Annotated in this window: 20 protein-coding genes and 1 pseudogene; 10 read left to right on the top strand and 11 right to left on the bottom strand. The window is 68.7% G+C overall.

Translation table 11 applies throughout. The features are described from left to right. Positions 1-398: pseudogene (locus ABD156_RS39690) on the top strand (IS30 family transposase); the annotation flags it as partial. A 97-nt stretch (positions 399-495) separates the two neighbouring features. On the opposite strand, the gene ABD156_RS39685 reads toward ABD156_RS39690, so the two are convergent. The 3 genes from ABD156_RS39685 to ABD156_RS39675 form a co-directional block, all read right to left on the bottom strand. After that, positions 496-3,081, bottom strand: coding sequence for a lectin (locus ABD156_RS39685; RefSeq protein WP_344286188.1), 2,586 nt, complete (start codon positions 3,079-3,081; stop codon positions 496-498). Between the two features lie 27 nt (positions 3,082-3,108). Continuing rightward, a complete protein-coding gene (locus ABD156_RS39680) occupies positions 3,109-4,638 on the bottom strand; it encodes an FG-GAP-like repeat-containing protein (RefSeq protein ID WP_344286187.1) in 1,530 nt (509 codons plus the stop codon). Between the two features lie 204 nt (positions 4,639-4,842). Continuing rightward, positions 4,843-5,295, bottom strand: coding sequence for an Lrp/AsnC family transcriptional regulator (locus tag ABD156_RS39675; RefSeq protein ID WP_344286186.1), 453 nt, complete (start codon positions 5,293-5,295; stop codon positions 4,843-4,845). 103 nt (positions 5,296-5,398) lie between these two features. Here ABD156_RS39675 and ABD156_RS39670 point away from each other — a divergent pair, with 103 nt between their 5' ends. The 3 genes from ABD156_RS39670 (at position 5,399) to ABD156_RS39660 (ending at position 8,758) form a co-directional block, all read left to right on the top strand. Continuing rightward, on the top strand, positions 5,399-6,802 hold the full coding sequence (locus tag ABD156_RS39670) for a pyridoxal phosphate-dependent decarboxylase family protein (RefSeq protein ID WP_344286185.1): 1,404 nt from the start codon (positions 5,399-5,401) through the stop codon (positions 6,800-6,802). 78 nt (positions 6,803-6,880) lie between these two features. Then, positions 6,881-7,765, top strand: a complete 885-nt coding sequence (locus tag ABD156_RS39665) for an SDR family NAD(P)-dependent oxidoreductase (protein WP_344286184.1) — start codon at positions 6,881-6,883, stop codon at positions 7,763-7,765. Between the two features lie 27 nt (positions 7,766-7,792). Next, positions 7,793-8,758 carry an AraC family transcriptional regulator gene (locus ABD156_RS39660; protein WP_344286183.1) on the top strand — a complete coding sequence of 322 codons (966 nt, stop codon included), beginning with the start codon at positions 7,793-7,795 and terminating at the stop codon, positions 8,756-8,758. 45 nt (positions 8,759-8,803) lie between these two features. On the opposite strand, the gene ABD156_RS39655 is transcribed toward ABD156_RS39660, so the two are convergent. Then, positions 8,804-10,411 (bottom strand): sigma-54-dependent Fis family transcriptional regulator, encoded by a 1,608-nt coding sequence (locus tag ABD156_RS39655; RefSeq protein ID WP_344286190.1) that lies wholly within the window; start codon positions 10,409-10,411, stop codon positions 8,804-8,806. Positions 10,412-10,595: 184 nt separating this feature from the next. Between ABD156_RS39655 and ABD156_RS39650 the strand changes: the two genes are divergently transcribed. Then, the gene (locus tag ABD156_RS39650; RefSeq protein ID WP_344286182.1) at positions 10,596-12,932 is read left to right on the top strand and encodes a molybdopterin cofactor-binding domain-containing protein; all 2,337 of its coding nucleotides are present in this window, start codon (positions 10,596-10,598) and stop codon (positions 12,930-12,932) included. Between the two features lie 8 nt (positions 12,933-12,940). After that, positions 12,941-13,417 (top strand): (2Fe-2S)-binding protein, encoded by a 477-nt coding sequence (locus ABD156_RS39645; RefSeq protein WP_037817840.1) that lies wholly within the window; start codon positions 12,941-12,943, stop codon positions 13,415-13,417. Here the strand turns inward: ABD156_RS39645 and ABD156_RS39640 are convergent. Beyond that, on the bottom strand, positions 13,392-14,345 hold the full coding sequence (locus tag ABD156_RS39640) for an EamA family transporter (protein ID WP_344286181.1): 954 nt from the start codon (positions 14,343-14,345) through the stop codon (positions 13,392-13,394). The genes ABD156_RS39645 and ABD156_RS39640 overlap by 26 nt on opposite strands. 135 nt (positions 14,346-14,480) lie before the next feature. Between ABD156_RS39640 and ABD156_RS39635 the strand changes: the two genes are divergently transcribed. Then, positions 14,481-14,960: a carboxymuconolactone decarboxylase family protein gene (locus tag ABD156_RS39635; protein ID WP_344286180.1), complete on the top strand. Its 480-nt coding sequence runs from the start codon at positions 14,481-14,483 to the stop codon at positions 14,958-14,960. 723 nt (positions 14,961-15,683) lie between these two features. Here ABD156_RS39635 and ABD156_RS39630 read toward each other — a convergent pair. The 5 genes from ABD156_RS39630 to ABD156_RS39610 all read right to left on the bottom strand — a co-directional run bounded on the left by ABD156_RS39630 (position 15,684) and on the right by ABD156_RS39610 (position 19,971). Next, the gene (locus ABD156_RS39630) at positions 15,684-16,421 is read right to left on the bottom strand and encodes an IclR family transcriptional regulator (protein WP_344286179.1); all 738 of its coding nucleotides are present in this window, start codon (positions 16,419-16,421) and stop codon (positions 15,684-15,686) included. Positions 16,422-16,497: 76 nt separating this feature from the next. Continuing rightward, a complete protein-coding gene (locus ABD156_RS39625; protein ID WP_344286178.1) occupies positions 16,498-18,135 on the bottom strand; it encodes an arabinofuranosyltransferase AftB family protein in 1,638 nt (545 codons plus the stop codon). 104 nt (positions 18,136-18,239) lie between these two features. Continuing rightward, entirely contained in the window at positions 18,240-19,172 is a 933-nt protein-coding gene (locus ABD156_RS39620) for a hypothetical protein (protein ID WP_344286177.1), read from the bottom strand. Beyond that, positions 19,169-19,519, bottom strand: a complete 351-nt coding sequence (locus ABD156_RS39615; RefSeq protein ID WP_344286176.1) for a PadR family transcriptional regulator — start codon at positions 19,517-19,519, stop codon at positions 19,169-19,171. The genes ABD156_RS39620 and ABD156_RS39615 overlap by 4 nt, the downstream gene beginning before the upstream one ends. 50 nt (positions 19,520-19,569) lie before the next feature. After that, entirely contained in the window at positions 19,570-19,971 is a 402-nt protein-coding gene (locus ABD156_RS39610) for a RidA family protein (protein ID WP_344286175.1), read from the bottom strand. 105 nt (positions 19,972-20,076) lie between these two features. On the opposite strand from ABD156_RS39610, the gene ABD156_RS39605 reads away from it, so the two are divergent. The 3 genes from ABD156_RS39605 to ABD156_RS47915 all read left to right on the top strand — a co-directional run bounded on the left by ABD156_RS39605 (position 20,077) and on the right by ABD156_RS47915 (position 23,349). After that, the gene (locus ABD156_RS39605) at positions 20,077-21,051 is read left to right on the top strand and encodes a helix-turn-helix transcriptional regulator (protein WP_344286174.1); all 975 of its coding nucleotides are present in this window, start codon (positions 20,077-20,079) and stop codon (positions 21,049-21,051) included. 119 nt (positions 21,052-21,170) lie between these two features. Next, a complete protein-coding gene (locus ABD156_RS39600) occupies positions 21,171-22,478 on the top strand; it encodes a lipase family protein (RefSeq protein WP_344286173.1) in 1,308 nt (435 codons plus the stop codon). A gap of 139 nt (positions 22,479-22,617) precedes the next feature. Beyond that, positions 22,618-23,349 (top strand): AMIN-like domain-containing (lipo)protein, encoded by a 732-nt coding sequence (locus tag ABD156_RS47915; protein ID WP_425546126.1) that lies wholly within the window; start codon positions 22,618-22,620, stop codon positions 23,347-23,349. A gap of 11 nt (positions 23,350-23,360) precedes the next feature. On the opposite strand, the gene ABD156_RS39590 is transcribed toward ABD156_RS47915, so the two are convergent. Continuing rightward, positions 23,361-24,185, bottom strand: coding sequence for an LLM class F420-dependent oxidoreductase (locus ABD156_RS39590; protein WP_344286171.1), 825 nt, complete (start codon positions 24,183-24,185; stop codon positions 23,361-23,363). Between the last annotated feature and the right edge of the window lie 56 nt (positions 24,186-24,241).

Raw genomic sequence — 24,241 nt, 5'->3', positions numbered from 1 at the left:
GACCCTGGTCGAACGCCAGACCCGGTTCACGATCCTGGTGCCGCTGCCCGACGGCCGCGACGACCCTCCCGCCGCTGCTGATCCGGTCGCTGACCTGGGACCAGGGCACCGAAATGGCCCAGCACAAGAACATCGCCCTCGCCACCGGACTGGCGATCTACTTCTGCGACCCCCACAGCCCCTGGCAGCGCGGCAGCAACGAGAACACCAACGGCCTGCTCCGCCAGTACTTCCCCAAAGGCACCGACCTGTCGGTCCACACCCCCGACGACCTCGCCGCCGTCGCCGCCGAACTCAACGGACGACCCCGCCAAACCCTCGACTGGCACACCCCAGCCGAAACCCTCAACACGCTACTCTCACACCAACAAACACCAGGCGTTGCAACCACCACCTGAATCCGCCGAACCCTGAAGGACTCAGAGTCCCTCAGGGTTCCCCTCACGGACAGCACACCAGCCCCGGCGCCGCCTTAGGTCTGGGCAACCGGTCAGGTCAGCGGGGCAGCGCCCACTTCTGCGCGGGGCTGTTGTTGCAGGTGTAGAGCTGCAGCTGGGTGAACTCCTTGGTGCTGCTGTTCGGATCGTCCAGGCAGAGCCCCGAGTGCGGGTTCCGCAGCGCGCCGTTGTCCTCGACCCACTGCTGGGCTCCAGTGTTGTTGCAGGTGTAGAGCTGGATGCGGGTGCCGTTCGTGGTGCCGGAGTTGTCGGCGTCAAGGCACTTGCCGTGGACGCGCAGCGTGTGATCGGTGCCGATCACCCAGTCCTGCGCGTAGGTCGAATCGCAGCCGTAAAGCTGGATCGGGTTGCCGTCCGTGACCTTCGAGAACGCGTTGTCGACGCACAGGCTCGACGACACTCCGGCGACGATCGGGCCGACGCGCGGGCTCGCCGGTGCCGGGCTGTCTCCGGGGTAGGACGGCGGCGCGGCGGACGGGTCCGCGGCCCAGGCCTTGTTGGCCGTCGTGCCGAGGGTGAAGCTGAACCTGCCGCCGTTGCTGATATCCGGCGCGTACGCCTTGTTCCAGGCGGTGCCATTCCACGAGGCATCCTGGACGTACGGCGCGTTGTCCGCCGCGCCGTTGCCGTTGACGGTGAGGGTCTTGCCGGACGGGAGCGTGACGACGGCTTGGCTGAAGACCGGCGAGCCCAGCGCGAGGTCGGCGGTGCCCGGGGTTTCCGGGAACATGCCGAGCGCGGACCAGACGTACCAGGCGCTCATCGTGCCGAGATCGTCGTTGCCGCCGCCGAGGCCGTCCGGGGTGTTGCGCCAGATCTTGCCTTGGATCGCCCGGACCGTCTCCTGCGTCCGGTACGGCGCGCCGGTGTAGTCGTACTCCCAGGGCAGTTCGATGCTGGGCTCGTTGCCCATCCAGGCGAGGCCGTCGTTGCCGTCGTACGTGCGCAGGACGTTGTCCAGGTAATGGTTCATCACGGTCGGGCCGCCCTTGGCGCGGGTCAGTCCGGCCAGGTCGAAGGGCACCATGCCGGTGTAGATGAACGACGTACCCTCGACCATGCTCTTGCCGTTCGTCGGGTCGAAGTCGAGCGGCCAATTGCCGTCGGCGTTGCGGGCCTGGACGAAACCGGACTGCGGGTTGAGCAGATTGCGCCAGCTCTGCGCGCGGTTGCGGTACGTACGCTGGTTGGCGGTGTCGCCGAGCGCGCCGGCGAAAGCGGACAGCGCGAAGTCCGCGGTATTGTATTCCAAAGTGGTCGCTGCGGGGCCGTAGGCGTTGCAGCAGCCGAAGTTTCCGTCGTGCGGCAGGTAGCCGAGGCTGTCGAGGTAGTTCAGGCCTGGACGGTTGTCGTTCGCTTTGGCCGCTTCCGCGATGAGGCCCTTAAGCGCGTCGGCGGTGTCGAAGTCGCGGGCGCCGAAGGCGTAGTAGTCGGCGATGATGGCCGCGGCGGGGTCGCCGACCATCACGTAGGACTCGCCGTTGTTCTCCGACCACTTGGGGAAGATCCCGGTCTGACGGTAATCGTCCACCATGGACTGTGCGGTGTCGGACGCCACCTTCGGCGCCAGCAATGCCTCCAGCTGAGCCTGGGCGCGATAGATGTCCCAACCTGAGTAGTTGGCATACACCGCGTCGTGGCCCGCGTCGACGGTGTGCGGTTTGCCGTCGAAGCCGGGATATTGGCGATTGACATCACTGATCACGTTGGGATGCAGCAGCGAATGGTACAGCGCGGTGTAGAACATCTTCTGCTGGTCCGATGTTCCGCCGGCGATTTTGATCTTGCCGAGCTGGTCGTTCCACGCCCGCGCGGCGGCGGCGCGGGTGCCGTCGAAATCCCAGCCGGCGTTCTCGGCGGTCCGGTTCGCTGCCGCGTTGGCGGCCGACACGTAGCTCACGCCGACTTTCGCCTGTACCACCTGGTTTCCGGAGGTGTCGAAGGTGACCGAACGGCTGCCGCTGCTCGCGAATGGACGGTCGAAGATCAGGTCGAAGTAGACGGTGTAGCTGTTGGCCGCGCCGCAGAACGCGCCGCTGGTGACCTGGCCGCGCACTTCGGTATTCGACACGACGGTGAACTGTGCGTTGCTGGGCCGGTTCTGGCTTCCGTCCACTTTGAACACGAGGTTCGACTGGTTTCCGGCGGGGAAGGTGAACCGGCCCATGCCGCTGCGCGTGGTGGCGGTCAGTTCGGTGTTGACGCCGTTGTCGAGCTTGACCCGGTAATACCCGGCGGACGCGGATTCGTTGCTGTGCTGGAAGTTCACGTTCGCGGACGGGTTGACTCCGCCGACGGTCGGGAGGATCGGCAGGTCCCCCGCCGCGCCGCAGCCGGGGCCGGCGATGTGGGTCAGGCTGAATCCGGTGATCGTCGAGTCGTTGTATTCATAGCCTCCGCCCGGTGGCCGCGAGTTGGTGTCCGGACTCCATTGGACCATTCCGAACGGAGCGTCCGCGCCGGGGAAATCGTTGGCCTGATTGGTGGTTCCGATGAACGGGTTGACCAGGCCGGCCGGGTCGGCTGCCGCGCGGTGTTCAGCCGCTTGAACTGGTCCGGAACACAGTCCAGCGACGGTAACCGCCGTCGCCAGAGCACAACTCACTCTCGCTCGAACTTTCATCGCGCGTCCTTTTCCATCGGGGTTTATTCAGCTGATCGGAACACCGCTGGCGATTCGGCCGCGGTCGATCCATCCGCCGTGGCCGTCGCCGCCTTCCCAGGAATAGCCGGAAGCGGCGTTGGTGGTTTTATCGGCGAGGAGGTAATCGGCATTGCCGCCGCCGGTGAAATCGGCGAAAGCGACGGCACTGGAATCCGTGGTGACACCAGTGGCCACCTGGCCTCGCGAATACCAGCCGCCTTGCTCGTCGCCGCCGCGATTGAAGAACGCGTTGACCGCGCCGCTCGGAGCGATCGTCACGTAGTCGGCCCGGCCATCGCCGTCGAGGTCGGCGAAACGCACGCTGCGCACGTCGGTGGTCGTGCCGCCAGCGACCTGACCTCGGCCGAGCCAGCCACCGCGGCCGTCGCCGCCGCGGTTGAGATAGGCGGTGACCGCGCCGTTCTGCCCGATGGTCAGGTAGTCGGCGCGTCCGTCGCCGTCGAAGTCCGCGAACCAGACGCGACTCGGGTCGGCGGTGGTTCCGGTCGCGACCTGGCCCAGCGACTGCCAGCCACCGTGGCCGTCGCCGCCGCGGTTGAGGTAGACGATCACCGCACCGGTCGGTTCGAGCAGGAGGTAGTCGGCGCGTCCGTCGCCGTCGAAATCGGCGAACCGGACTCGCGCCGGGTCCGTGGTGAGCCCGGTGGCGATTTGTCCGAGCGGCTGCCATCCGCCGTGGCCGTCGCCGCCGCGATTCAGGTAAACGCTGACTGCGCCGTTCTGCGCAACGGTCAGGTAATCCGCCCGGCCGTCGCCGTCGAAATCGGCCCAGCGGACCTTTCCGGTGCCGCCGGATTCAGTTCCGGCGCCGAGCGGCGGGTGCCCGGCGAACAGGCCCTCGGTGTACGCGCGGGCGAGCGCGCCGGAGAAGCTTTCCGCCATTCGCCGGTACCCGGCATCGTTCGGATGCAGGTGATCGACCATTTCCCCGGGGGCGAGCGCGGGCGGCTCGACGTAGCGGAACCGGTGCCCGGCTTGGGTTTCGTCGGCCTCGAAACCGCGCACGACGGAATTGAACGCCGCGACCCGGCTCTCCAAGCCCGCTGACGTGGGGATCAACCCCAGCAAGAGGACGGCGGCGTTGGGCCGGTCGGCGTAGATCCGGTCGAGCAGAGTGTGCAGCCGGGCCGGCGCTCCGGCGACCTCGATGCCGCGGTCGAGATCGTTGATGCCGAGGTGCAGCAGGACGACATCCGGCCGGTCGAACGCGAGCCAGCCGTCGATGCCCGCGGTGATCTGGTCGATCGTGTAACCGCTGTGGCCCTCGTTGGCCGGATCGGGCAGGCTTCCATTGGTCTGGGTACCGACAAACCGCGGCGAGTAACGGGATTCTCCAGAGAGCATTGTCCACAGTGGAGCCCGATAGGACGACACAGTGGCACTGCCCGCTCCGGCCGTGATCGAATCGCCGAGCGGCATGATCCGCACCGCCTGGCCGAGCGGTGCCGCTTCGGCGGAATGGCCCGGTACGGCGGCCAGGAAAACTAAGGCAGCAAGAAATCGACGAAGCAGCATGGCAGCTTCCTCCGGCACGACAAAGCGGACGGAACCCGTTCAGGCGAGCGGTGCGAGTCCGGAACCGGCGTGCGCTCCGGCGACGAGACCATGGTCAGCCCGCGATGACAACCATGTCAACGGACTGGTCCAGACATGTCTTTGTCAGAAAATCCCGGCCGCGGGACGGCTTATCGAGCTTCGCCCAGTGCCCGCCGGAAGATCTCACCAGTGCTGACCAGGTGCCGCTTTCACCGTCTTCATCGCGAACTGCGAATTCGTCCGCGCCACGCCCGGCATCCGGGTCAACTCAGTCATGTAAAGCTGTTCGTACGCGGCCATATCAGCGACCGCGATCTGCATCAGATAGTCCGGGGTGCCGAACATCCGGCGGCACGACACCACTTCGTCCAGTCGCAGCACCGCCTCCTCGAACGCCTCGATGACCTCGCTGCGCTGATCCGCCATTTCCACGTGCAGCAGCACCTCGAGGCCACGGCCGAGCGCGGCTGGGTCGACTGCCGCGTGGTAACCGGTGATCACCCCGGCCGCTTCGAGCGCGCGGACCCGGCGCAGACACGGCGACGGCGACAGCCCGACCCGGTCGGCGAGTTCGTTGTTCGGCAGCCGGCCGTCAGCCAGCAGGTGGCGGATAATTGCGCGATCGGTCTTGTCCATGGCATCCGATGCTATTCACGAGAGTCTGCGGCGCAATCTTCGGCATCGGCTGCCCTGCCTTCCGCACTACCGTCGATACCAGCATCCGACCGGAAGGCAGCACGTGAACTCCCTCGCCCTCTCCCCCGCGGAACGCGCGCAAGCAGCCGCTTCGCTGGCCCGTTTCGTTGACGGCTACGAAGAATCCCTCCGGACCCGGCCGATCCTCCCGGACGTCGACCGGGACACGCTGGCCAAACTCCTCGCCGAACCGTTTCCGGCAGAAGGCATTGGCGTAGAAGGATTCTTCGCCGAGGTTCGGGACCGCATCGTGCCGAACTCGACCACCGTCGCGCACCCTCGATTCCTCGCGTACGTGCAGGGTCCGCCGAACGGCATCGCTCCGTACGCCGATGCGATCACCGCCGTGCTCAACCAAAACTGCAACTTCTGGCAGCTCTCCCCCGCGGCGAGCGTCGTCGAACGCTCGGTGGTCCGCTGGCTGGCCGGTCTTTTCGACCTCGGCCCGGCCGCGGGCGGCATCCTGACCAACGGCGGTTCCGGCGCGACCAGGGACGCGATCACCACCGCCCTCTCAGACCGCCGCCCGGATTTCCGCGAACGCGGCCTGCAATCCGGTGCGCCGCTGGTGCTGTACACCTCCACGGAGGCCCACCGCTGCGTCGACAAGGCCGCCGCGACACTCGGCATCGGCCTGGACCACGTCCGGCACATCCCGGTCGACGACGACTTCCGCCTGCGAGTCGACCTCCTCGCCGACGCCGTCGCGGCCGACCGTGCCGCCGGGTTCGAACCGTTCTGCGTCGTCGCCACCGCCGGCACGGTCACCAGCGGATCGATCGATCCGATCGGACCCATCGCCGATCTGTGCGCGCGAGAAGACCTGTGGCTGCACGTCGACGGCGCGTACGGTGCGTTGTTCGTCCTCGCTGACTCGGTGCGGGAGACGTTCGCCCCGTTGTCCCGCGCGGATTCCATCGCACTGGATCCGCACAAGATGCTGTTCATGCCGCTCGAAGCCGGTGCGCTGGTGGTGAAAGACGCCGGAAAACTTCGATCTGCCTTCGCGTTCTCGTCGTCTTATCTGACCGTCGCCGAGGACGACCTGATGCTCGACTTCATGGACTACGGACCACAGCTTTCGCGCAGTTTTAAGGCGTTGAAGGTGTGGGCCGCGCTGCGGACGTTCGGCGTCGAAACCTTCCGCGCCGCCGCCGAACGCTGCCTCCGCCTCGCCGCGCGGCTCGGCGAACGCGTCGCCGCCGAACCGGGATTGACTCTGCTGAACCCGGTAGCGCTGACCGCCGTGTGCGTGCGCATCGACGGCCGCCGCGACGAGGAATACCCGCAGCTGCTCGCCCAGCTCGCGGACGAAGGCACCGCGCTGCTGGGTCCGGCACGGCTGCGCGGGCAAACCGCGATCCGGGCGTGCGTCGCGAACTACCGCACCACCGACGCCGACATCGACCTGGTCGCGGACCGGCTGGCCGCGCTCGCCCGGCGTTGAGGAATGCGCGGAATGGTCCCGAAATCCGCTAGCGCCGGTACTGGTGCGGACATCGGCGGCGAACGTAGCGTCCACCCTGTGTCGAAAGAAGTACAACCCGAGCGGATCGACGGGCAGACCGTCGCGATCACCGGGGCTACCTCCGGAATCGGTTTCTTCGCCGCCGCACAGCTCGCCGATCTCGGTGCCCGGGTACTGGTCCTCGGCCGGTCGGAATCCCGGGGCCACGCGGCGGTTTCCGCGCTCCCGGACCCGCCGCGGCACGAGTTCCTTCAGCTGGACCTCGCCGATCGGACGTCCATCGCCCGGGCTGGCGACCAGCTCAGCGAAGTACCGCTGGATGCACTTGTGCTGAACGCGGGTGTCGTCGCGGGGGCGTTCGGGCCGGGCCAGGCGCGGCGGGTCGGCGCGTTCGGGGTGGAGGAGATCGTCGGGATCAACCACCTCGCGCACGCGGAACTGCTGCGGCGCGCGCTTCCGGCGGTCCGGCGGGTGGTCAGTCTCGGGAGCACGCTGACCCGCAAGATCCCCTTCGATCGCGAGAATTGGCTGTCCGAAAGGGATTACCGGGCACGGGTCGCGTACGCGATGTCCAAGCACGCGGTGGAGATCTTCGGCTTCGAACTGCACCGGCGGCTCGCGGACCTCCAGTCGATCGTCGTGCATCCCGGCGGGGCGATCGACGCGCTCACGCTCGGGCGGCCCGGGGCGCGGGCGGCTCGGGCGCTGTTCCGCGGGATCGTGCGGGGGAAGGATCAGGCGGCCCGGCCGGTCGTCGCCGCGGTCGCCTCGCTGGAACTGCGCGGCGGCGAGTACCTCGGCCCGCATCGGACCGCCCACGCGGAGGTGCAACAGCCGGTGACGACGAGCCGCGATCCGGAGCTGGGCGCGTGGCTCTGGACGGAGACCGAACGGCTGCTCGGCGCGCGGATCCCGGCCGAGCCGCGTCACCCGATCGGGTAGAAATCGCCCGTTAACCGCCAGCTAGCCTTGGACCGCGGACGATCCGGCGGTTCTGGACGCCCTGGCCCGGCGGCCGGCGCGGATCGGCGAACGCCGGAATCTCGACGCCCCGCGCTGCTGCGCCGCCTCGGCATCCCGCCGGACCGCGCCGGTGTCACCCTCCGCCAGGTCTCCGAGCTCACCCGCGAACTGTGGCTCCAGACCGACGACGAACTCTTCGCCCTCGGCCCGCGAGCCCCGCGCGGACTGTTCCGGCTGGTAGTCCGATCGGTCGCGCCCGCGCCGGACCTGCGGACGGCCCTGCACCGCCTGGAAGAAGCCGCTCACGTCCTGCCCGGCATGCCCGCCGTCGCGGTCCGCTCGGCGGCTCCGCTGGCGGAGGTCGAGATCGACGTTGGCCAGCTCGACGACCCCGAGCACGTCGCGGCCGAACTGGTCGCCATCGTCGTGCACCGGCTGCTCGGCTGGCTCACCGGACAACGCATCGACCTGCGCGAACTCCGCCTGCCGTGGCCGAAACCGGACCACGCGCCGCATTATGAGCTGGTTTTCGGCCGCCATCCGCAGTTCGACGCCGACGCGCTGGTCCTCGCCTTCGACAGCAGGCTCCTGCCCGCACCGGTGATCCGCGGCGAGGCGGAGCTGGCCGAGTTTCTCGAGGACCAGCCGGACGCCTGGCTCGCTACCCGCGACTACGGTTCGGCCCTCGCCGACCAGGTCCGCGCGATCGTCGAGCAGGGCACCATCGCACCGGACGGCATTGCGGACCGGCTCGGCGTCAGCACCCAGCACCTGCGCCGGCTGTTGCGGGGCGAGGGCACGTCGATCGGCCAGATCCGCGACGGCGTTCGTCGGGACGCCGCGATCGCCAGTCTCAGCCGCGGCGACGAATCGATGGAGAAACTGGCTCAACGGCTGGGTTTTTCCGAGGCGAGCGCGTTTCGGCGAGCATTTCGCCGGTGGACTGGACAATCACCGGCCGACTACCGCTGACCCGACGCCTACCGACTAGCGCGCCAATGCCAATAACCATGCCAACTAGCCCAGCACCCGCAAAGCCCGCATCCGCGCATACAACGTCGTCCGCGAAATCCCCAACGTGCTGGCCGCCCGCACCTTGTTCCCCCCGGCCGACCGCAACGCCGCCACGATCGCGTTCCGCTCCGCCCGCTCGATCGGCGCCAGCTCGTGGCCAGAAGCATCCGCCACCAGCGCGGGCGGCAAATCCCCCGGCCCGATCGCGCCCACGGACCGCTTCCGGATCGCCTGGCTCAGCACGCCGCGCAGTTCAGGCAGGTTTCCCGGCCAGTCGTACGAACCGAGGATCCGCAGCGCGCCCGGCGTGATGTTGTGCGTCCGCGCGGCCCCGAGTTCGGCCAGCATCCGCGCCGCGACCTCGGGGAAGTCCGGCCGATGCGCCAGCGGCAGCAGCTCGACGTTCTCCGCGCAGGACGCGATCAGCGCCCGCTCCGGGCCGGTCAGCCCCTCGCGCGGGCCGGTGGTCAGCACGAGATGCGGGCCGACTCCTCGAGCGGCGTGCGTGGCGACCAGGTCGACCAGCTCAGCGGGCAGCAGGTCCGCGCCGTCGACGCAGATGCTGCCGGACCCCGCCTCGACCGCGGCGGTGAACTGAGCGGCCCAGGCCGCCGAGCCGCCGAGGACTGCTTCCGAGCCGGTCAGCGTCGTGCACGGTTCCTCGGGCACCCGCAGCCGCGCCTCGGTGGTGCGGCCGGTTCCGGGCGGGCCGGAGATGTGCACGTGTCCGGGAATGACCACAGCTCGACGCCGCGTCGGCCGGGCCTCGGCCGCGCTCAGCGGGCGGATCTCGACCAGCACTCCGCCGCGTGCGCCGGGCACCGGTTCGGCCCGGACCCGCGCGCGCTGGCCGGAGCGCAGTTCGGTCTCCATTTCGGACGGTCGGCTCGCCTCGCCCGCGAGGTTCCACAGCAGCGCGACGTCCGCGCCTTCCAGCAGGTCGGCGGCGGCTTGGTTGCACAGCAACAGGTCCGGGCCGATCGCGACCACCGGCCGGGTCGGGCGCGACGTCGCCTGGAACGCGGCCAGCAGCGACCGTTCGGACACCCGGCTGCCCTCCAGCAGCTGCCGTTCGATCTCCTCGACAGCCTTCGCGACCAGCGGCGCGAGCAGCGGATTCGCCTCGGCGGCCAGCAGCGTGATGTCGAGCGCGCCCTCCAGCCTGCGCGTGACCGGGTGGAAAATCGGGTGCCCGTAGCAACTGAAACCGCGCAGCGCCTCGGCGTAGTGCTCTTCCCCGTGCACCACGATGCTCGACCGGGTTTCCAGCGCGGTGCCCGGCCCGGTGGTCCCGACCTCGTCCTCCAGCAGGCAGGTGCCGACGCCGATGCCCAGGTGGTCGAGACAGTCTTCGACGGCGCGGTCGGCGCTCCACCGGTGCACGAGCCTGCCGTCGTGGTCGACGAGCACAGTGGACATCGCGGTGCCGGCGAGCCGCTCGTCGAGATCCTCCAGCACCGGCGCGGCCGCCGCGAGCAGCTTGCTGGCCGGGTCTACCTCCGCGGACCGCAGCCCGAGCAGCGCGGTTTCGGGGCGCACCCCGGCGAGCGAAGCACGGCGCCAGGACTGGGCGATCGGTTCCCGCAGCATCACGCTGCGCGGGGACGTCATCGAGCTCACGCGGATCTCCACCTTCGTTGGTGACGCGCAGCAGGATAACCATCGCTCTCCGCTGCCGCTGTACAGAACTTGAACACTCAAGCCCGGATTCACCCGGCAAGGTGGTCCCCCACCACCACCCGCGTGCACGTGCTGCGTTCCGGCACGCGGTCCTTACCTCGAAAGGGGAACCAGCGTGACTCTCAGTCACTCCGAGCCGGACACCGGGAAGGAGCGCGGGGGCTTTTCCCGGCGTGGATTCCTCGGTTACGTCGTCGCGGCCGGGACCCTCGTCGTCGCCGCGGACGTCGGGCTCGCCAGCCCCGCGTCCGCCGCCGTCCCCTCCGCTCCGCAGCCGCCCGAGCTATACGACCTCAACGACGCGCTCACCGACGCCGGGCTTCCGACGTCGCAGCTGATCACCGTCACCATCAACAAGGACGGCAGCGCCTCGTTCGAGATCCCGCGCGCCGAAGTCGGCCAGGGCATCACCACCTCGACCGCGATGATCATCGCCGAGGAACTGGACCTGCCGGTCGAGAAGGTGCACGTCACGCTCGCGCCGGCGCGGCCGGAACTGCTGTTCAACCAGCTCACCGGCGGGTCGAACACCACGGTCTCGACCTACACGCCGATCCGCGTCGCCGCCGCGATCGCCAAGCAGCAGCTGCTCGAAGCGGCGGCGATCCTGCTCGGCGGCACCGCCGAGCGGTTCATCGTCAAGGGCGGCATCGTCACCGCGCCGAACGGCAAGACCGCGACGTACGGCGAACTGGCGACGAAGGCCGCGTCCAGCACCACCAAGCAGGTGCAGCTGGACCCGAGCAAGCTCAAGGGCTCCGGCGACTTCAAGGTGCTCGGCAAGCCGCAGACCCGCCTCGACGCGCACGACATCGTGACCGGCAAGAAGCAGTTCGCGATGGACCTGGACATCCCCGGCGCGCTGCCGACGATGATCTGCCGCCCGCCGACGCTCAACGGCACGCCGAAGGCCGTCCGCAACCAGGCCGACGTGCTGAAGCTGCCCGGCGTCACCGACATCGCGATCATCCCGACCGGGGTCGCGGTCCGCGCGGAGACGTTCGGCCAGTGCATCGACGGCGTGCGCGCGCTGCAGGTCGACTGGGGCCCCGGCAGCGTCGAGGGCCAGGACGACGAATCCGTGCTCGCCAACCTGCGCCGCGCCGAGCTTCCGCTTGCGGTGCCGAAGGTTCCGGTGCTGACCAAGACGGTCGAGGCGGACTTCGAGTTCATGTTCCGTTCGAGCGCCGCGCTGGAGCCGTACTGCGCGGTCGCCGACGTGCGCGAGGGCAGCGCGGAGATCTGGGCCGGGCTGAAGTCGCCGATCGTCACCCAGGGCGAGGTCGCGCAGGCGGTCGGATTGCCGCAGGGCAAGGTGAAGTGCCACGTCGTCACCGGCGGCGGTTCCTTCGGCCACAAGCTGTTCGGCAACCACGCCGTCGAAGCGGCGCAGGCGTCGAAGGCGTTCGGCAAGCCGGTTCGGCTGATGTGGCACCGCGCCGACGAGCCGCGCCAGGGCCGGCTGCACCCGATGGCGACGTCGCGGATCCGGGCCACCGTGCTCGCCGGGAACGTGCTCACCTTCGAGCAGCGGCACACCTCCGTCGAGACGTCGTTCCGGCACGGGCTCGGCGAAATGCTCACCTCGGTCGCCACGAAACTCCCGACCGGACTGGGCAACCTCGGTGTCGCCGAGGCGGTTTTCGTGCTGAGCCAGGAAATGCCGTACAACTTCGGCGTCGTCGACCAGACGCTCACCGAAACCGACCAGCGGTTCAACACCGGGTCGATGCGCAACGTCTACTCGCCCGACGTCGGCTGCGCCAACGAGCTGGTCGTGGACATGCTCGCGAAGGCGATGGGCAAGGACCCGTACGACTTCCGGATGGAATTCCTCAAGAACGACAAGGTGAAGGGCGTCCTGCGCAAGGTCGCCGAGGTCGGCGGCTGGGGCAAGAAGATGGCCCCGGGCACCGCGCAGGGCATCGCGATCCACAAGGAGTACAAGGGTGCCAGCGCCTGCCTCGTGGAAATCGACTGCCGCCCGGAGACGGTGAACCGCAAGATCCGCGACGGCGTCGCCGGTCCGCGCGTGACGAAGGCGGTCATCGCGCTCGACGCCGGGCTGGTGATCAACCCACGCGGCCTCGAGGCGCAGATCATGGGCGGTTTCGCCGACGGACTGGCGCTCGCGCTGACCAGCAGTGTCCACCTGAAGGACGGGCATTTCCTGGAAGCCAGCTGGGACAACTACTTCTACACCCGGCAGTGGAACATCCCGCAGGACTTCACCGCGATCGCGATGCCGTCCAACGGGGAGCAGCCGGGCGGCGCGGGCGAAGCGGGCGTGGCCTGTTCCGTCGCGGCAGTCGCGTGCGCGTACGCCCGCGCGACCGGCAAGGTCCCGAAGCGGTTCCCGATCAACCACGACGACCCGATCGGCTTCGAGGTCAAGTCGTTTGTCCCGCCCGTCCCCGAATCGCCGACTGACGGCCTGAGCCACACCTACTGAGGAGCACGATGAGCAAGCACACCTTCATCCTCAACGGGAAGCCGGTGTCCGTCGACGTCGACGACAACGTGCGGCTGCTGTGGGTCCTGCGCGACGTCCTCGGCGTCCGCGGGCCGAAGTACGGCTGCGGCATCAACGTGTGCAAGGCGTGCACGTCGCACTTCAACGGCAAGGCGTTCAACCCGTGTTCGGTGCGAGTGGCCGACATCAAGGCCACGGACGAGATCACCACGATCGAGGGCCTGCCGGACACGGTGAAGGCCGACCTGCACCCGATGCAGGAAGCCTGGCTGGAGAACGACGTCGCGCAGTGCGGCTACTGCCAGCCCGGCCAGATCATGGCGGCGGTCGCGAAGGTCAAGGAGGCCAAGGCTAAGGGCCGCGAGATCAACGACGCCGACCTGGACGAGATCCGCAACGTCTGCCGCTGCGGCACGTATTCGCGGATTCGTGAGGCCATCAAGGCGGGGGCGGCGAAGATGTAAGGGGTGGTGAGTGTTTGTGCCGGTTCTCGCCGGCACAAACACTCACCACGCCCCCGCCACTCAGCAGCACCGCCACCCCGATCACCTGCGCCAGCCCCAGTTCCTGGCCCAGCAACAGCCACGCGAGCAGTGCGGCGGCCAGAGGTTCGGCCAGCGCCAGCACTCCGGCCAGCGCCACCGGCAACCCGCCGAGCGCACGCAGCCCCGCCAGATACGGCAGCACGGTGCCGAAAACGGCCAGAATCAGCAAAGCCAGCCAGACCGGAATCGTCGCGTCGCCCATCGTCACCGGACCCGCGGCGGCCTTTATGGTCCACAATGGACTTACGGCGATGGTCGCCATCGCCCCGATCGCCAGCCCCGCCGCGGTCATTCCGAGCGGATCGTGCCGCCGCGCACCGCGTTCGCCGAGCAGGAAATATCCGGCCGAACAGACCGCCGACGCCAATCCCGCCGCGACGCCGGGAAAATCCAGCCGCGCACCGGGTCCGAGCCCGGCGATCAGCACCAGCCCGGCGATCGCCAGCGCGATTCCCAGCCACACCGCCGCCGGCAGCCGCGTTCGCCGGACGACGCGCACCCACAGCGCGACCAGCACCGGCGACAGGTTCACCAGCACCATCGCCACCGCGACCGGAATCCGGGACACCGCAACGAAAAAGAACAGTTGCACGCCCGCGACGCCGAGGAGTCCGTAACCGAACGGCAACCACAGCTCGGTGCGCCGGAACCGCAGCGCTCGCGGCCGCAGCAGCGCGACGCCGGGTGTCAGCAGGATCGCGGCGAGCCCGATCCGCACCGCAGTGACCGCCGCCGGGCTCCAGCCCGCGTCGAGCACTGCTTTGGCGAGCGGGCCGGAACTCGCGAACAGCACCCAGGAGACCAGGCTCAGCCCGGTCGCCCGCGCGGTACTGCCCTGGTCGGCCACGTCCGCATTCTGCGTCCCGGCCCCGCGCCCGAGCCACCGGTTTTCCCGGTGCGACGCGGGTCACATCCGGAGTTGTCACATCCGGCGGGCGGCCGGCATCTCATGGGCATCCGCTTCACCACACTGGAGGATCTGATGAGCGCACGGTTCGATCTGATGAACAACGACCTCGGCAAGTCGATCGGCAAGCGGTTCGCCGGGCTGAGCATGCTGGTGCACAACTCGTCGCTGCCGAGGTCGACGCAGGAGCTGGTTTCGCTGCGGGCCAGCCAGATCAACGGCTGCGGTTTCTGCACCGACATGCACACCAAGGACGCCACCGCCGCGGGCGAGACCGCGGAACGGCTGCACCTGGTCGCAGTCTGGCGCGAGGCGACCGTGTTCACCCCCGCCGAGCGGGCCGCGCTCGCGCTGGCGGAAGAGGGCACCCGAATCGCGGACGCCGGCGACGTTTCCGACGCGACGTGGGCGCAGGCGCGCGAGCACTACGACGACGACCAGCTCGCCACGCTGGTATTCCTGATCGGCCTGATCAACGCGGCCAACCGGATGAACGTCATCGTGCGCACGCCGGCCGGGCTGTACCAGCCGGGCCAGTTCGCCAACGCCAGCTGAGGCGAACACGGGACGCCGCCGAGCAACGGTGGAACTCGGCGGCGACCCGTGCGCTTCCCCGATATGGCCAGGCTGTGCGCTTTCGTCAGCGGCAAGGCGCAGATCGCGTCGGCGTGGTGACCTACTCGAAGCAAGCCACGCCTCTCGATCACCGCACTCGCAGCCGGGCATCCACATCGCTTCTGCCCGTCGCGAAACAGGCAGGCGTGGTGGCTTTCGCTGTCAAGCCGGACAGGCTGCGCCACCTCGTCGCGGGACGATGGAGCACTGGCCGGACCATCGGGCACAAGCAGTGCCCCTGGGCCGACCGTCCCGCCGGACCAGTTCGCCGCCTTGGCCTGTCTGGTCGGACTGATCAACGCAGCCAACTGCACGCCGGCCGGGCCAGTTCGCCAACGCCAGCTGAGGCGAACACGGGACGCCGCCGAGCAACGGTGGAACTCGGCGGCGACCCGTGCGCTTCCCCGACGCGGGGGGCCGGGGATGTCCTTCCGGCGCGCTGAAGTCCACTCTCGTCGGAGAACGGCCGGTGGACAACGGACTGGTTTTCAGATGGTGACAACGGCCGGGGTCAGTGCGCGACGGCTAACGTGCGAGACACCCGGCAGGCGGTGATGGCACGCCGCGACAGGCACTGCTCGCCCCCGACGCCGGACAGAACGCCCGCGCCAAAACGCCATCACCCACGCCAATTCGTACCCGCAGACCCACAAACGGCCGGTGTCACTGCGCGACGACCAGCGCACGAGACACCCGGCAAGCAGTGCGGCGCACCGACTCCACCCGAGCCGAACCCAACCTCCGCACCGGCAGCGAAATTGCCACCGCGCCCAGCACCCCCGGTGCGCGAACCGTCGTCGCCACGCAAGCCATGCCGAGCAAGTACTCCTCACGGTCGCTGAAAACATCGCCGCATCGCGCCAGCTTCTGTTCCAGGACCCGGCTGTCGGTAATGGTGTTCGGCGTGAGATCCGCCAGCCGATGCCGCGACAGGTACTCCCGCCGGTGCTCGCTGGCGAGGCCGGACAGGATGCACTTTCCGAACGCCGTCGCGTGCGCCGATTCGTGGACGCCGACCCACAAGTCGACCGACGGGGCGGCCGCGCTGTCGGCGATGTCGATGAGTTTGATGTCGCCGTCGGAGTACAGCGAGAGGTAGGCCGCGCCGCGCACCTCGTCGCGCAGCGCTCGCAGTGCCGGGCGGATTCGCGGCAGGACGGCGTGCAGCGACGTGCGCTGGCACAGTTCGCTGACCTGGCCGCCGAGTGCGTAGCCGTCGTCGAGTTTCCGGAGGTAGCCCTCGTGGACGAGGGTGCGCAGCAGGTGATACGTCGTGGGCAACGGCAGTCCGACGCTGCGGGCGAGCACTTTGGCCGGCACCGGCCGCTCGCTCGCGCCGACGGCGTCGAGCAGGTGCAACGCGCGTCGCACGGATCCGATCAAGGTCGGCCCGGCCGTCATCCCGTCACCTCCGCCCCGTGTGCTCCAGGATGCGCTTCCTGGTCTGACCTGGGCAAGGGCAGTTCCGCGAGGCGGATCACGAGGATCCGCAGAAGGTCCGTTCGGCGGCGAACGGGTCCGGCGGGACAGTCACCCCGGTCCGGTGCACGGCGCCGGTGAGGTTGGCCCAGAACCGGCCCGGCGACATCGGTTCTCGCACCGAGCGCTGGATTTCCGCCAGCTCGCCGCAACTCAGCGCGTGCCGGGCGGCGGCGACCTGGTCCGCGGTCACGTCGGCGCGCACCGCGAAGTTGCCCGGGCTGGGGACCGGCGCGGAAGGGTCCGCGTAATCCGCGAGCAGCCAGGCGTTGCTCAACGGTTTCGAGTGTCCCGGTTTCACCGTCGGGAATTCGAACCGCGCGCCGATCGGGTTGGCCAGGCCCCAGAAATCGACCACGCCTGCGTCCACCGGCGACATGACCCCGGTCGTCCCCAGGTACACCCCGATGATCACGGACTTCGACGGGACGTCCGCGCGCAGCGGTACCGTCAGAATCCGCGCTTGCGGGCCGGGGCCTTCGTAGGTCAACATCCGCGGCCTGGCGGCGTTCCGGAGGTATTCCAGCTTCCAGGTGAAGTCCGCCGATTCGGTGGGCCACGCCTGACCGGTCCACGCGTGGTAGTAACCGCGCTCGTCGTCGATCAGTTCGCCGTTCCGCGGCACGAATTGCCCGAGACTGCCGCAAAGAACGGCCCACGCGAGCAGGACGACGGCAGCCACGCGAGTGTTCTTCGAAGCCGGGACCACCAGTACCGGCAGCATCAGCAGGAAGAAGATCGGCAGCGCCATCCGCGCGTGCATGTAGTCGCCGCCGACCTTGAGCAGATATCCCAGCGACAGCAGACCCGCGACGACCGGGGTGAGCGTGACGACCAGATCGGTGCGGCGCCGCAGCACTCCGGCGAGCAGGACCGTGCAGAGCACCAGCGGCAGCCACAGCAGATACGGGTTCGCGAAGTCTCCGACGTACCCGAATCCCCTTGCCCAGAAGGATTCGCTCGCGTTTTTGGTGAGCGCGGGCATCGGCACGAGGATGCCGTAGAAGCCCATGCGGAAGATCTCGTAACCGACCGGCAGCGCGCCGGCGGCGGCGACCGCGCCGAGCGTGACTCGCCAGGACGGCTTCGCCACCAACCACAACGCGGCCAGGAACACCGCCGCGACCAACGCTTGTTCCGGACGGACCAGCGGCCCCAGTCCCATCGCGAACGCCGCGCCGACCACCGACCTGGCGGACCTGGCCGACCCGCCGCCGCGCGAGCGCACCAGCAGCCACCAGCACAGAGCCATCCAGAACGTGTTGAGCCCGGTCTCCAGCCCGGACGTCGCGTATTGCCACACCGGCCGGACGCCCAGCAGTGCGAGAACACCGCACGGCACCATCGCCGCGACGTGCCCGCCGTGCAACCGGCTCGTCGCGCTCACCGCGAAGCCGAACCCGGCCGCGGTGAGCAGCAGGCCGAGCATCCAGGACAGCGTCGAGGTGTCCGACTGGCCGAACACGAACCCGGCGAACGCGAGCAGCCATTGCCACAGCGTGCTTGTCGACGCTTCGGCCCGTTCGCCGAGATTGTAGACCGGACCGTTCCCGGCGAGGATCTGCTCGACGATTCTGGTGAAAATCAGCGCATCATCGCAAATCCAGCGGGTGACGTAGCCGAGAATGGCGATCAACAGTATCGAACCGACGATTATCCAGCGGTTTCTTCGCCGATAATCAGGGAGGTAAACCGGCTGTTTTACGGCGCGCGGAAGCGCTCTGGGAATAGTGTCCAAGATTAAGATCTCCGCCGGTAATCGATGATTCCGGTCGCGACCAGCGCCACGATGCCGGCGCCCACGACGCAGATCTGCAGCAGCTCTGTCGGCTCGAAGCCGGCGCCCGCCATGGTGGCCCGGAGCACGATCGGCTGGGTCAGCACGAACGCACAGCAGGCCGCCAGCGAGAACGACCACGCGGGCGTGCGGCGCCGGAACGCGAAATAAGCCGGGATGATCAGCACGGCCGCCCACGCATACCAGGAGAGCCCGCGCAGATCCGAGTCGACGAAGGAGCCGAAGTAGAGCGCCGAAGCCGCGATCGCGGCCAGCGCGAGCCACCATTTCCGCGCGACCGGCAGGGGCGCGCCAGCATGGAATCCGGCGACCATCAACAGCAACGGCAGCCATTGCGGGACGAAATAGCCCAGTAGATCTGGACTGAAACTAAACGAATACCGGTACAGGAACGCGGCGAATCCCGCGACCAGCACTGCCCCGGCGACCATTCGAGCGGCCCGGCGCCGTCCGGCGAACAGCAACACGAGAGGCACCGTCGTCGCGGCGGTCAAGGCGAGGTCCAGCCAGAGCCGATGAGCCACATGCACCATCACCGTCGCGGCGAAGGGACCGAGCAGATGCGGAAAGGTGACAGCGTCGGACAAGTCACGCCCGACGGCGAGGACGCCTTTCATCACGCCCCACAGGAGACCGAGCAGCGCGACCAGGCGCACCGTGTCGCCGAAAGCGACCACGCGAGCCGGGGCTGAGCTTGCGGCCAGCCGGGCACGCAGGCCCAGCCCCAGCATCGCGAGCAGTTCGCGCCCTTCCTCGATGCGACCGCCGTCGCGCGCGTCCAGCAGCGCGCCGACCATTTCGTCCTCGCGTTCGGCGCGGTACCACCGAGGCAGCAGCCGCACCATCCGGCGGTACTGGAGTTCGGGAGCGGTCATGCCTCGCCGCCCGTCCGCGGCGCCCAGCCCCGCGCCCGCAGCACCGAATCCGCAGCCGCGGCATTCGCCGCCAGCCGCCGGGTCTGCTCGGCCAAAGTTCGGCCGCCGAGATCGGTCAGCCGGTAGTAACGGCGCAGCCGGCCCTGGTGGATCTCCTCCTTGTCCCGCTCCGCCCACCCGTCGGCCACCAGCCGGTCCAGCACGCCGTACAGCGTGCCGACCCGGAGGCGGACTCGGTTCTCCGACAGCTTCTCGACGGCCTGGACGATGCCGTAGCCGTGCTTCGGCTCGTCGGCGAGCGCGGTGAGGATCAGGAAGACCTGCTCCGACATGCCTCGTTCGGTCACTCGTCCATATATATCACGTTGCGATATATGCGGGTGGCCGAACTACGGCACTACAGCTCGGCGACAGCGGTCCCCTCCAGCTCGACCAGCAGAGTGGGGATCGCCAGCCGGGTCACGCCGAGCATCGTGGTCGACGGGGCGATCCCGGCCGCGGCCAGGCGGGCGGCGAGGACGCCGTAGTGCTGGAAAAGCTTGTCGACGTCGGTCGTGTAGACGTTGAGCCGGACCAGGTTCGCCAGCGTCATGCCCGCTTCGGCGAGCACCTTCTCCAGGTTGTCGAGGCTCAGCGCCACCTGCTTGGCCATGTCCCCTGTGTGCTGCGGTTCGCCGTCGCCGTTCATCGCGGTCTGCCCGGAGCAGTACAGGGTCCGGACCGGGCCGGACACCAGTTCGCCCTGGTTGTATCCCATCGCCGTCGACCACGCCCACGGGTTGACAGTCGTTCGCTCCACCACTTGCTCCATTCGCGTTCTCGGCAGTACTTCTCGGCAATACGAGGAGGAGCTTGGCAAGCAATACGCGACATCCTGTGTCGTGTATTGGCTAGAATTTCCGGTATGCGCGCCGACCGGTTGGTCTCGCTGGTCCTGCTGCTGCGCCAGCGCGGCCGGCTGTCCGCGACCACTCTCGCCCGCGAGCTGGAAGTCTCCACCCGCACGGTGCTGCGGGACATCGACGCGCTGTCCGCGGCGGGCGTGCCGGCCTACGCCGAACGCGGGCGCAACGGCGGTTTCGCGTTGCTGCCCGGATTTCAGACCGAACTCACCGGGCTGAACCACGACGAAGCCCTCGCGCTGCTGGTCGCCGGGTCACGCCGCGGCGCTCAGGCGTTCGGCCTCGGTTCGGCGCTCGCTTCGGCCATGCTCAAAGTGGTCGACGCGCTGCCGGAAAGCCATCGGCACACTGCGGCGGGCGTGGCCGAGCGACTGCTCATCGACCCGGAGATCGACCTCCTTTCGCGCCGCGCGGTCGCGGACGAGGCACCGGACGCGGTGGTGGCCGAGATCCGCCGCGCGGTGTTCGCCGGCCACCAGGTGCGCATCCGCTACCAAGCCCTGAACCAGTCCCCGAAGTGGCGCACAGTGCACCCGATCGGACTGGTGACCGTACGGGAGCTGGGATATTTGCTGGCCACTCGCGAGGGCGAGGACCGGACGTATCGGCTGTCGCGGGTGCTGGCCGCCGAGGAGCTCGACGAACCAGCGCAGCGGCCCGATCGAGTGGACCTCGGCCGGGCCTGGCAGGAACGCAGCACCCGGTTCCGCGGCGGCGGTGACCGCATCGTCGCGCTGGTCCGGATTCGCCCGGCGCAGCGGGAGGAATTGGCACGCACCGCGCTCGCCATTCTCGCCGAGGAATCCGGCCCGGACGGGTGGATTCGACTGGAGGCGGCTTTCCAGGATTCCCGGCACGCCGAATGGGCGCTGTGGCAGGCCGGCCGGAACGCGGAAGTCCTTGCGCCGCAATCGTTGCGCACCGCGCTGCACGACCGAGCCGCCGCGCTCGCCGCCGCCTACTCGGGGCAGGCCTGACTCCCCGGCACCGGCACTGCCTGCACATTCCGTAGTTGTGCGGATACCTACTCACTGGTAAGTTACCCGCCAGTCGTGATCCACATCATGGTTCGTACTTCATGGTTCAAAGGGGAGTCATGATCCGGAAACCCGTCCGCGCGCTGATCGCCGCCGCCGCTCTCGCGATCACGTCCGCCGTCGCGCTGCCCGCCGCCGCCTCGGCCGATTCCTTCTACAGTTACGACGGCAGCACGCCGCTCTCGTCGTACGCGCCGGGCACCGTGCTGAAGACGCGAACGCTGACCTATCACGTGTTCGGCTTCCCGACTCCAGTGCAGGCCACCCAGCTGCTCTACCGGACCGCCGACGCACAGGGCAATCCCACCGCGAACGTCACCTCGGTCGTCCGCAATCCCCTGGGCGGCAACGGAAAGGTCATTTCCTACCAATCCGCGTACGATTCGCTCGACCCCGAGGACGCGCCGTCCCGCGCGATCGCCGGCGACGTCCGGCTCGGCGGCGTGCTGCCGAACGCCGAATCGCTGCTCATCGCACCGGCGCTCGCGCTCGGGTACAGCGTCGTCATCCCGGACACCGAGGGCCCGACCGCCGATTTCGCCGACGGTCCGGAATACGGTCAGACCACTTTGGACTCCATCCGCGCCGCGACGCACGCGCCCGGCACCGGAATGACCGAATCCACCAAATTCGGCCTGATCGGCTATTCCGGCGGCGCGATCGCGACCGGCTGGGCGTCGGCGATCGCCGCGAGCTACGCGCCGGACGTCGAGAAGAACCTCGTCGGGTTCGCCGAGGGCGGGGTGCTCGTCGACCCCGCGCACAACCTCAAGTACGTCGGCGGCAGCCCGGTCTGGTCCGGCGTGATCCCGATGGCGCTGATCGGCGTCTCGCGCGGGTACAGCATCGACCTCAAGCCCTACGCCAGCGAGTACGGGCTGAAGGTGCTCGGCGAGCTGGAACACGCGTCGATCGCCAACGCGCTCGGCCGCTACCCCGGGCTGACCTGGCAGAAGCTGGTCAAGCCGGAGTACGCGAACCCGGATTCGGTGCCGCCGTTCGTCGACGCGGTCAACAAGGTGAACATCGGCTCGGCGGCGACGCCTTCGATTCCCGGGTTCATCGCGCAGGCCAACAACGGCGCGCTCGAAGGCACTGTCAGCAATGAGCCGGGCATCGGCACCGGCGACGGCGTGATGGTGGCCGGCGACGTGCGCGCGCTCGCGAATCAGTACTGCGCGACCGGAAACACCTCGATCAAGTACACGCAGTACGACCTGCTCAGCCACGCGACCGCGCTTCCGGCGTGGGCGCCGGCCGCGATCGCCTGGCTCGGCGACCGGTTCGCGGGCAAGGCCGCGCCGTCCAGCTGCGGGCAGATCCCGCCGGGGAACTCGCTGGAACCGGAGCAGCACACCGGGTCCTGAAGGGCCTGATCCAGGCAACGGTTCGGCGACGAAATCCCGGCGACTGAGTCACCGTCGTCGCCGAACCGCCTGGCCTGACCGCACACTGACCGCATCCGCCCGGCCTGCCCCGGGGACCTTTTCCCTAGGCAGGCGCGTCATGAACACCTACTCTTCACAAGTCCGCGGGCTTCCGGCGCGAAACGTTGTGCTGCGCAAGATCCCGGTGGCGGCGGGGATTCTGCTGCTGTCCGCATGCAGTGGGCCTACCGGCGTCCCAGCACCGCCGGGCACCACCACACCGTCCGCTCCCGCCGCGACTTCGGCTCCCGCCACCACGGCAGCCCAGAACGCTACTGCCGCTCCGTCCTCTTCGGACCGTCCGGCACCGTCCCGTTCGGACAGTCAGCCCGCACCCTGTGGCCCGACAAGGAATTGGGGCACTGGAACCAAAGAAAGTCCCGGTTCGACGACTAACGCGCTGTACCTCGTCACCGTCAGCCGACACGGCTGTTACGACGAAGTCGTGTTCACTATCAATGGCGCTGCCGCAGCCGGATTCACCGTGCGATACGTTCCGCTCGTGACCGCGGATCCCTCCGGGAAACCCTTGCCAGTTCCCGGAAACGCGGTCCTGCAAGCGGTGATCCGCGCACCCGCGCAGGGTTTTGACGACAGCGGACACCAACCTGGTCGCGTACTGGCCCAGGTCGGTGACTATTTCGCGCAGCCAACCGGTTGGCCGTCCTTGCGCGCGGTCCGATTCGCTGGCTTCTTCGAAGGCCAGTGCACTTTCGCTATCGGCGTCCGGGCACAGGCGCCATTCCGGGTGAGCAGCCAGGAAGTACCAGCCGACCAGATCCGCCGGGTGGTGGTCGATCTCGCGCACTGAACTCAGCCCGCTCAGCTCACGAAATCCGCTAGGAGGTCGAGCTGCCGTAGCGCGTCGGCGGGATCCTCGTGGTCCGCGAGTTCGAACAGCACCCGGTCGACGCCCGCCTCCGCATAGTCCGTCAGCTTCTCCGGATCGGCCCCGTACAGCGTGACCGGGACGTGGCGGCCCGCCCGCTCGCGCAGTTCGGCGATCCGCGTGCGCAGGAAGTCGATCGGGTACAGCGGCAGCGGGAGCCAGCCGTCGCCGTGGCTGAGCACGCGGTCCAGCACCTTCACCCCGACCCCGCCGATCAGCACGGGCAGTGGGCGCGCCGGTTTGGGCCAGGACCAGATCGGGTCGAAGTCGACGAATTCGCCGTGGAACTCGGGTTCGTCCTCGGTCCAGATCGTCCGGACGGCGGCGACGTGTTCGAGCATGCGCGCGAGCGGCCGGGCCGGGTCGACGCCGTGATTGGCCATCTCCTCGGCGTTCCAGCCCGGGCCGGCTCCGAGTTCGAACCGGCCGCCGGACAGCACGTCGACGCTCGCCGCCTGCTTGGCCAAGGTGATCGGATGATGCTGGCTGACCAGCGACACCGCGGTGCCGAGCCCGATTCTTCGCGTGCTGGCCGCGATGGCCGCAAGGGCGGTGAACGGGTCGAAAGTGTGCGAGTAGTAGCGCGGCAACGGCTGCGGTTCCGCGGCGCCGACCGGGTACGGGGTGAGCCTGCTGGCCGGGATGTGGGTGTGTTCGGTGAGGAACAGCGAGCCGAAGCCGCGCTCCTCCACCGCCTGCCCGAGCCGGACGGGGGCGATGCCGTAGTCGGTGAGGAAGGTGACGATTCCGTGGTCCATGCGACCACCGTAGCCTAAATGTCAGTCGACTGACATTTAGCTCGGCGGTGCTAGCG

This window comes from Amycolatopsis albidoflavus (genome assembly GCF_039525725.1).
Classification (GTDB): domain Bacteria; phylum Actinomycetota; class Actinomycetes; order Mycobacteriales; family Pseudonocardiaceae; genus Amycolatopsis; species Amycolatopsis albidoflava.
Note: the sequence above shows the minus strand (reverse complement) of the source record. Positions and strands in the feature narration are given on the sequence as shown.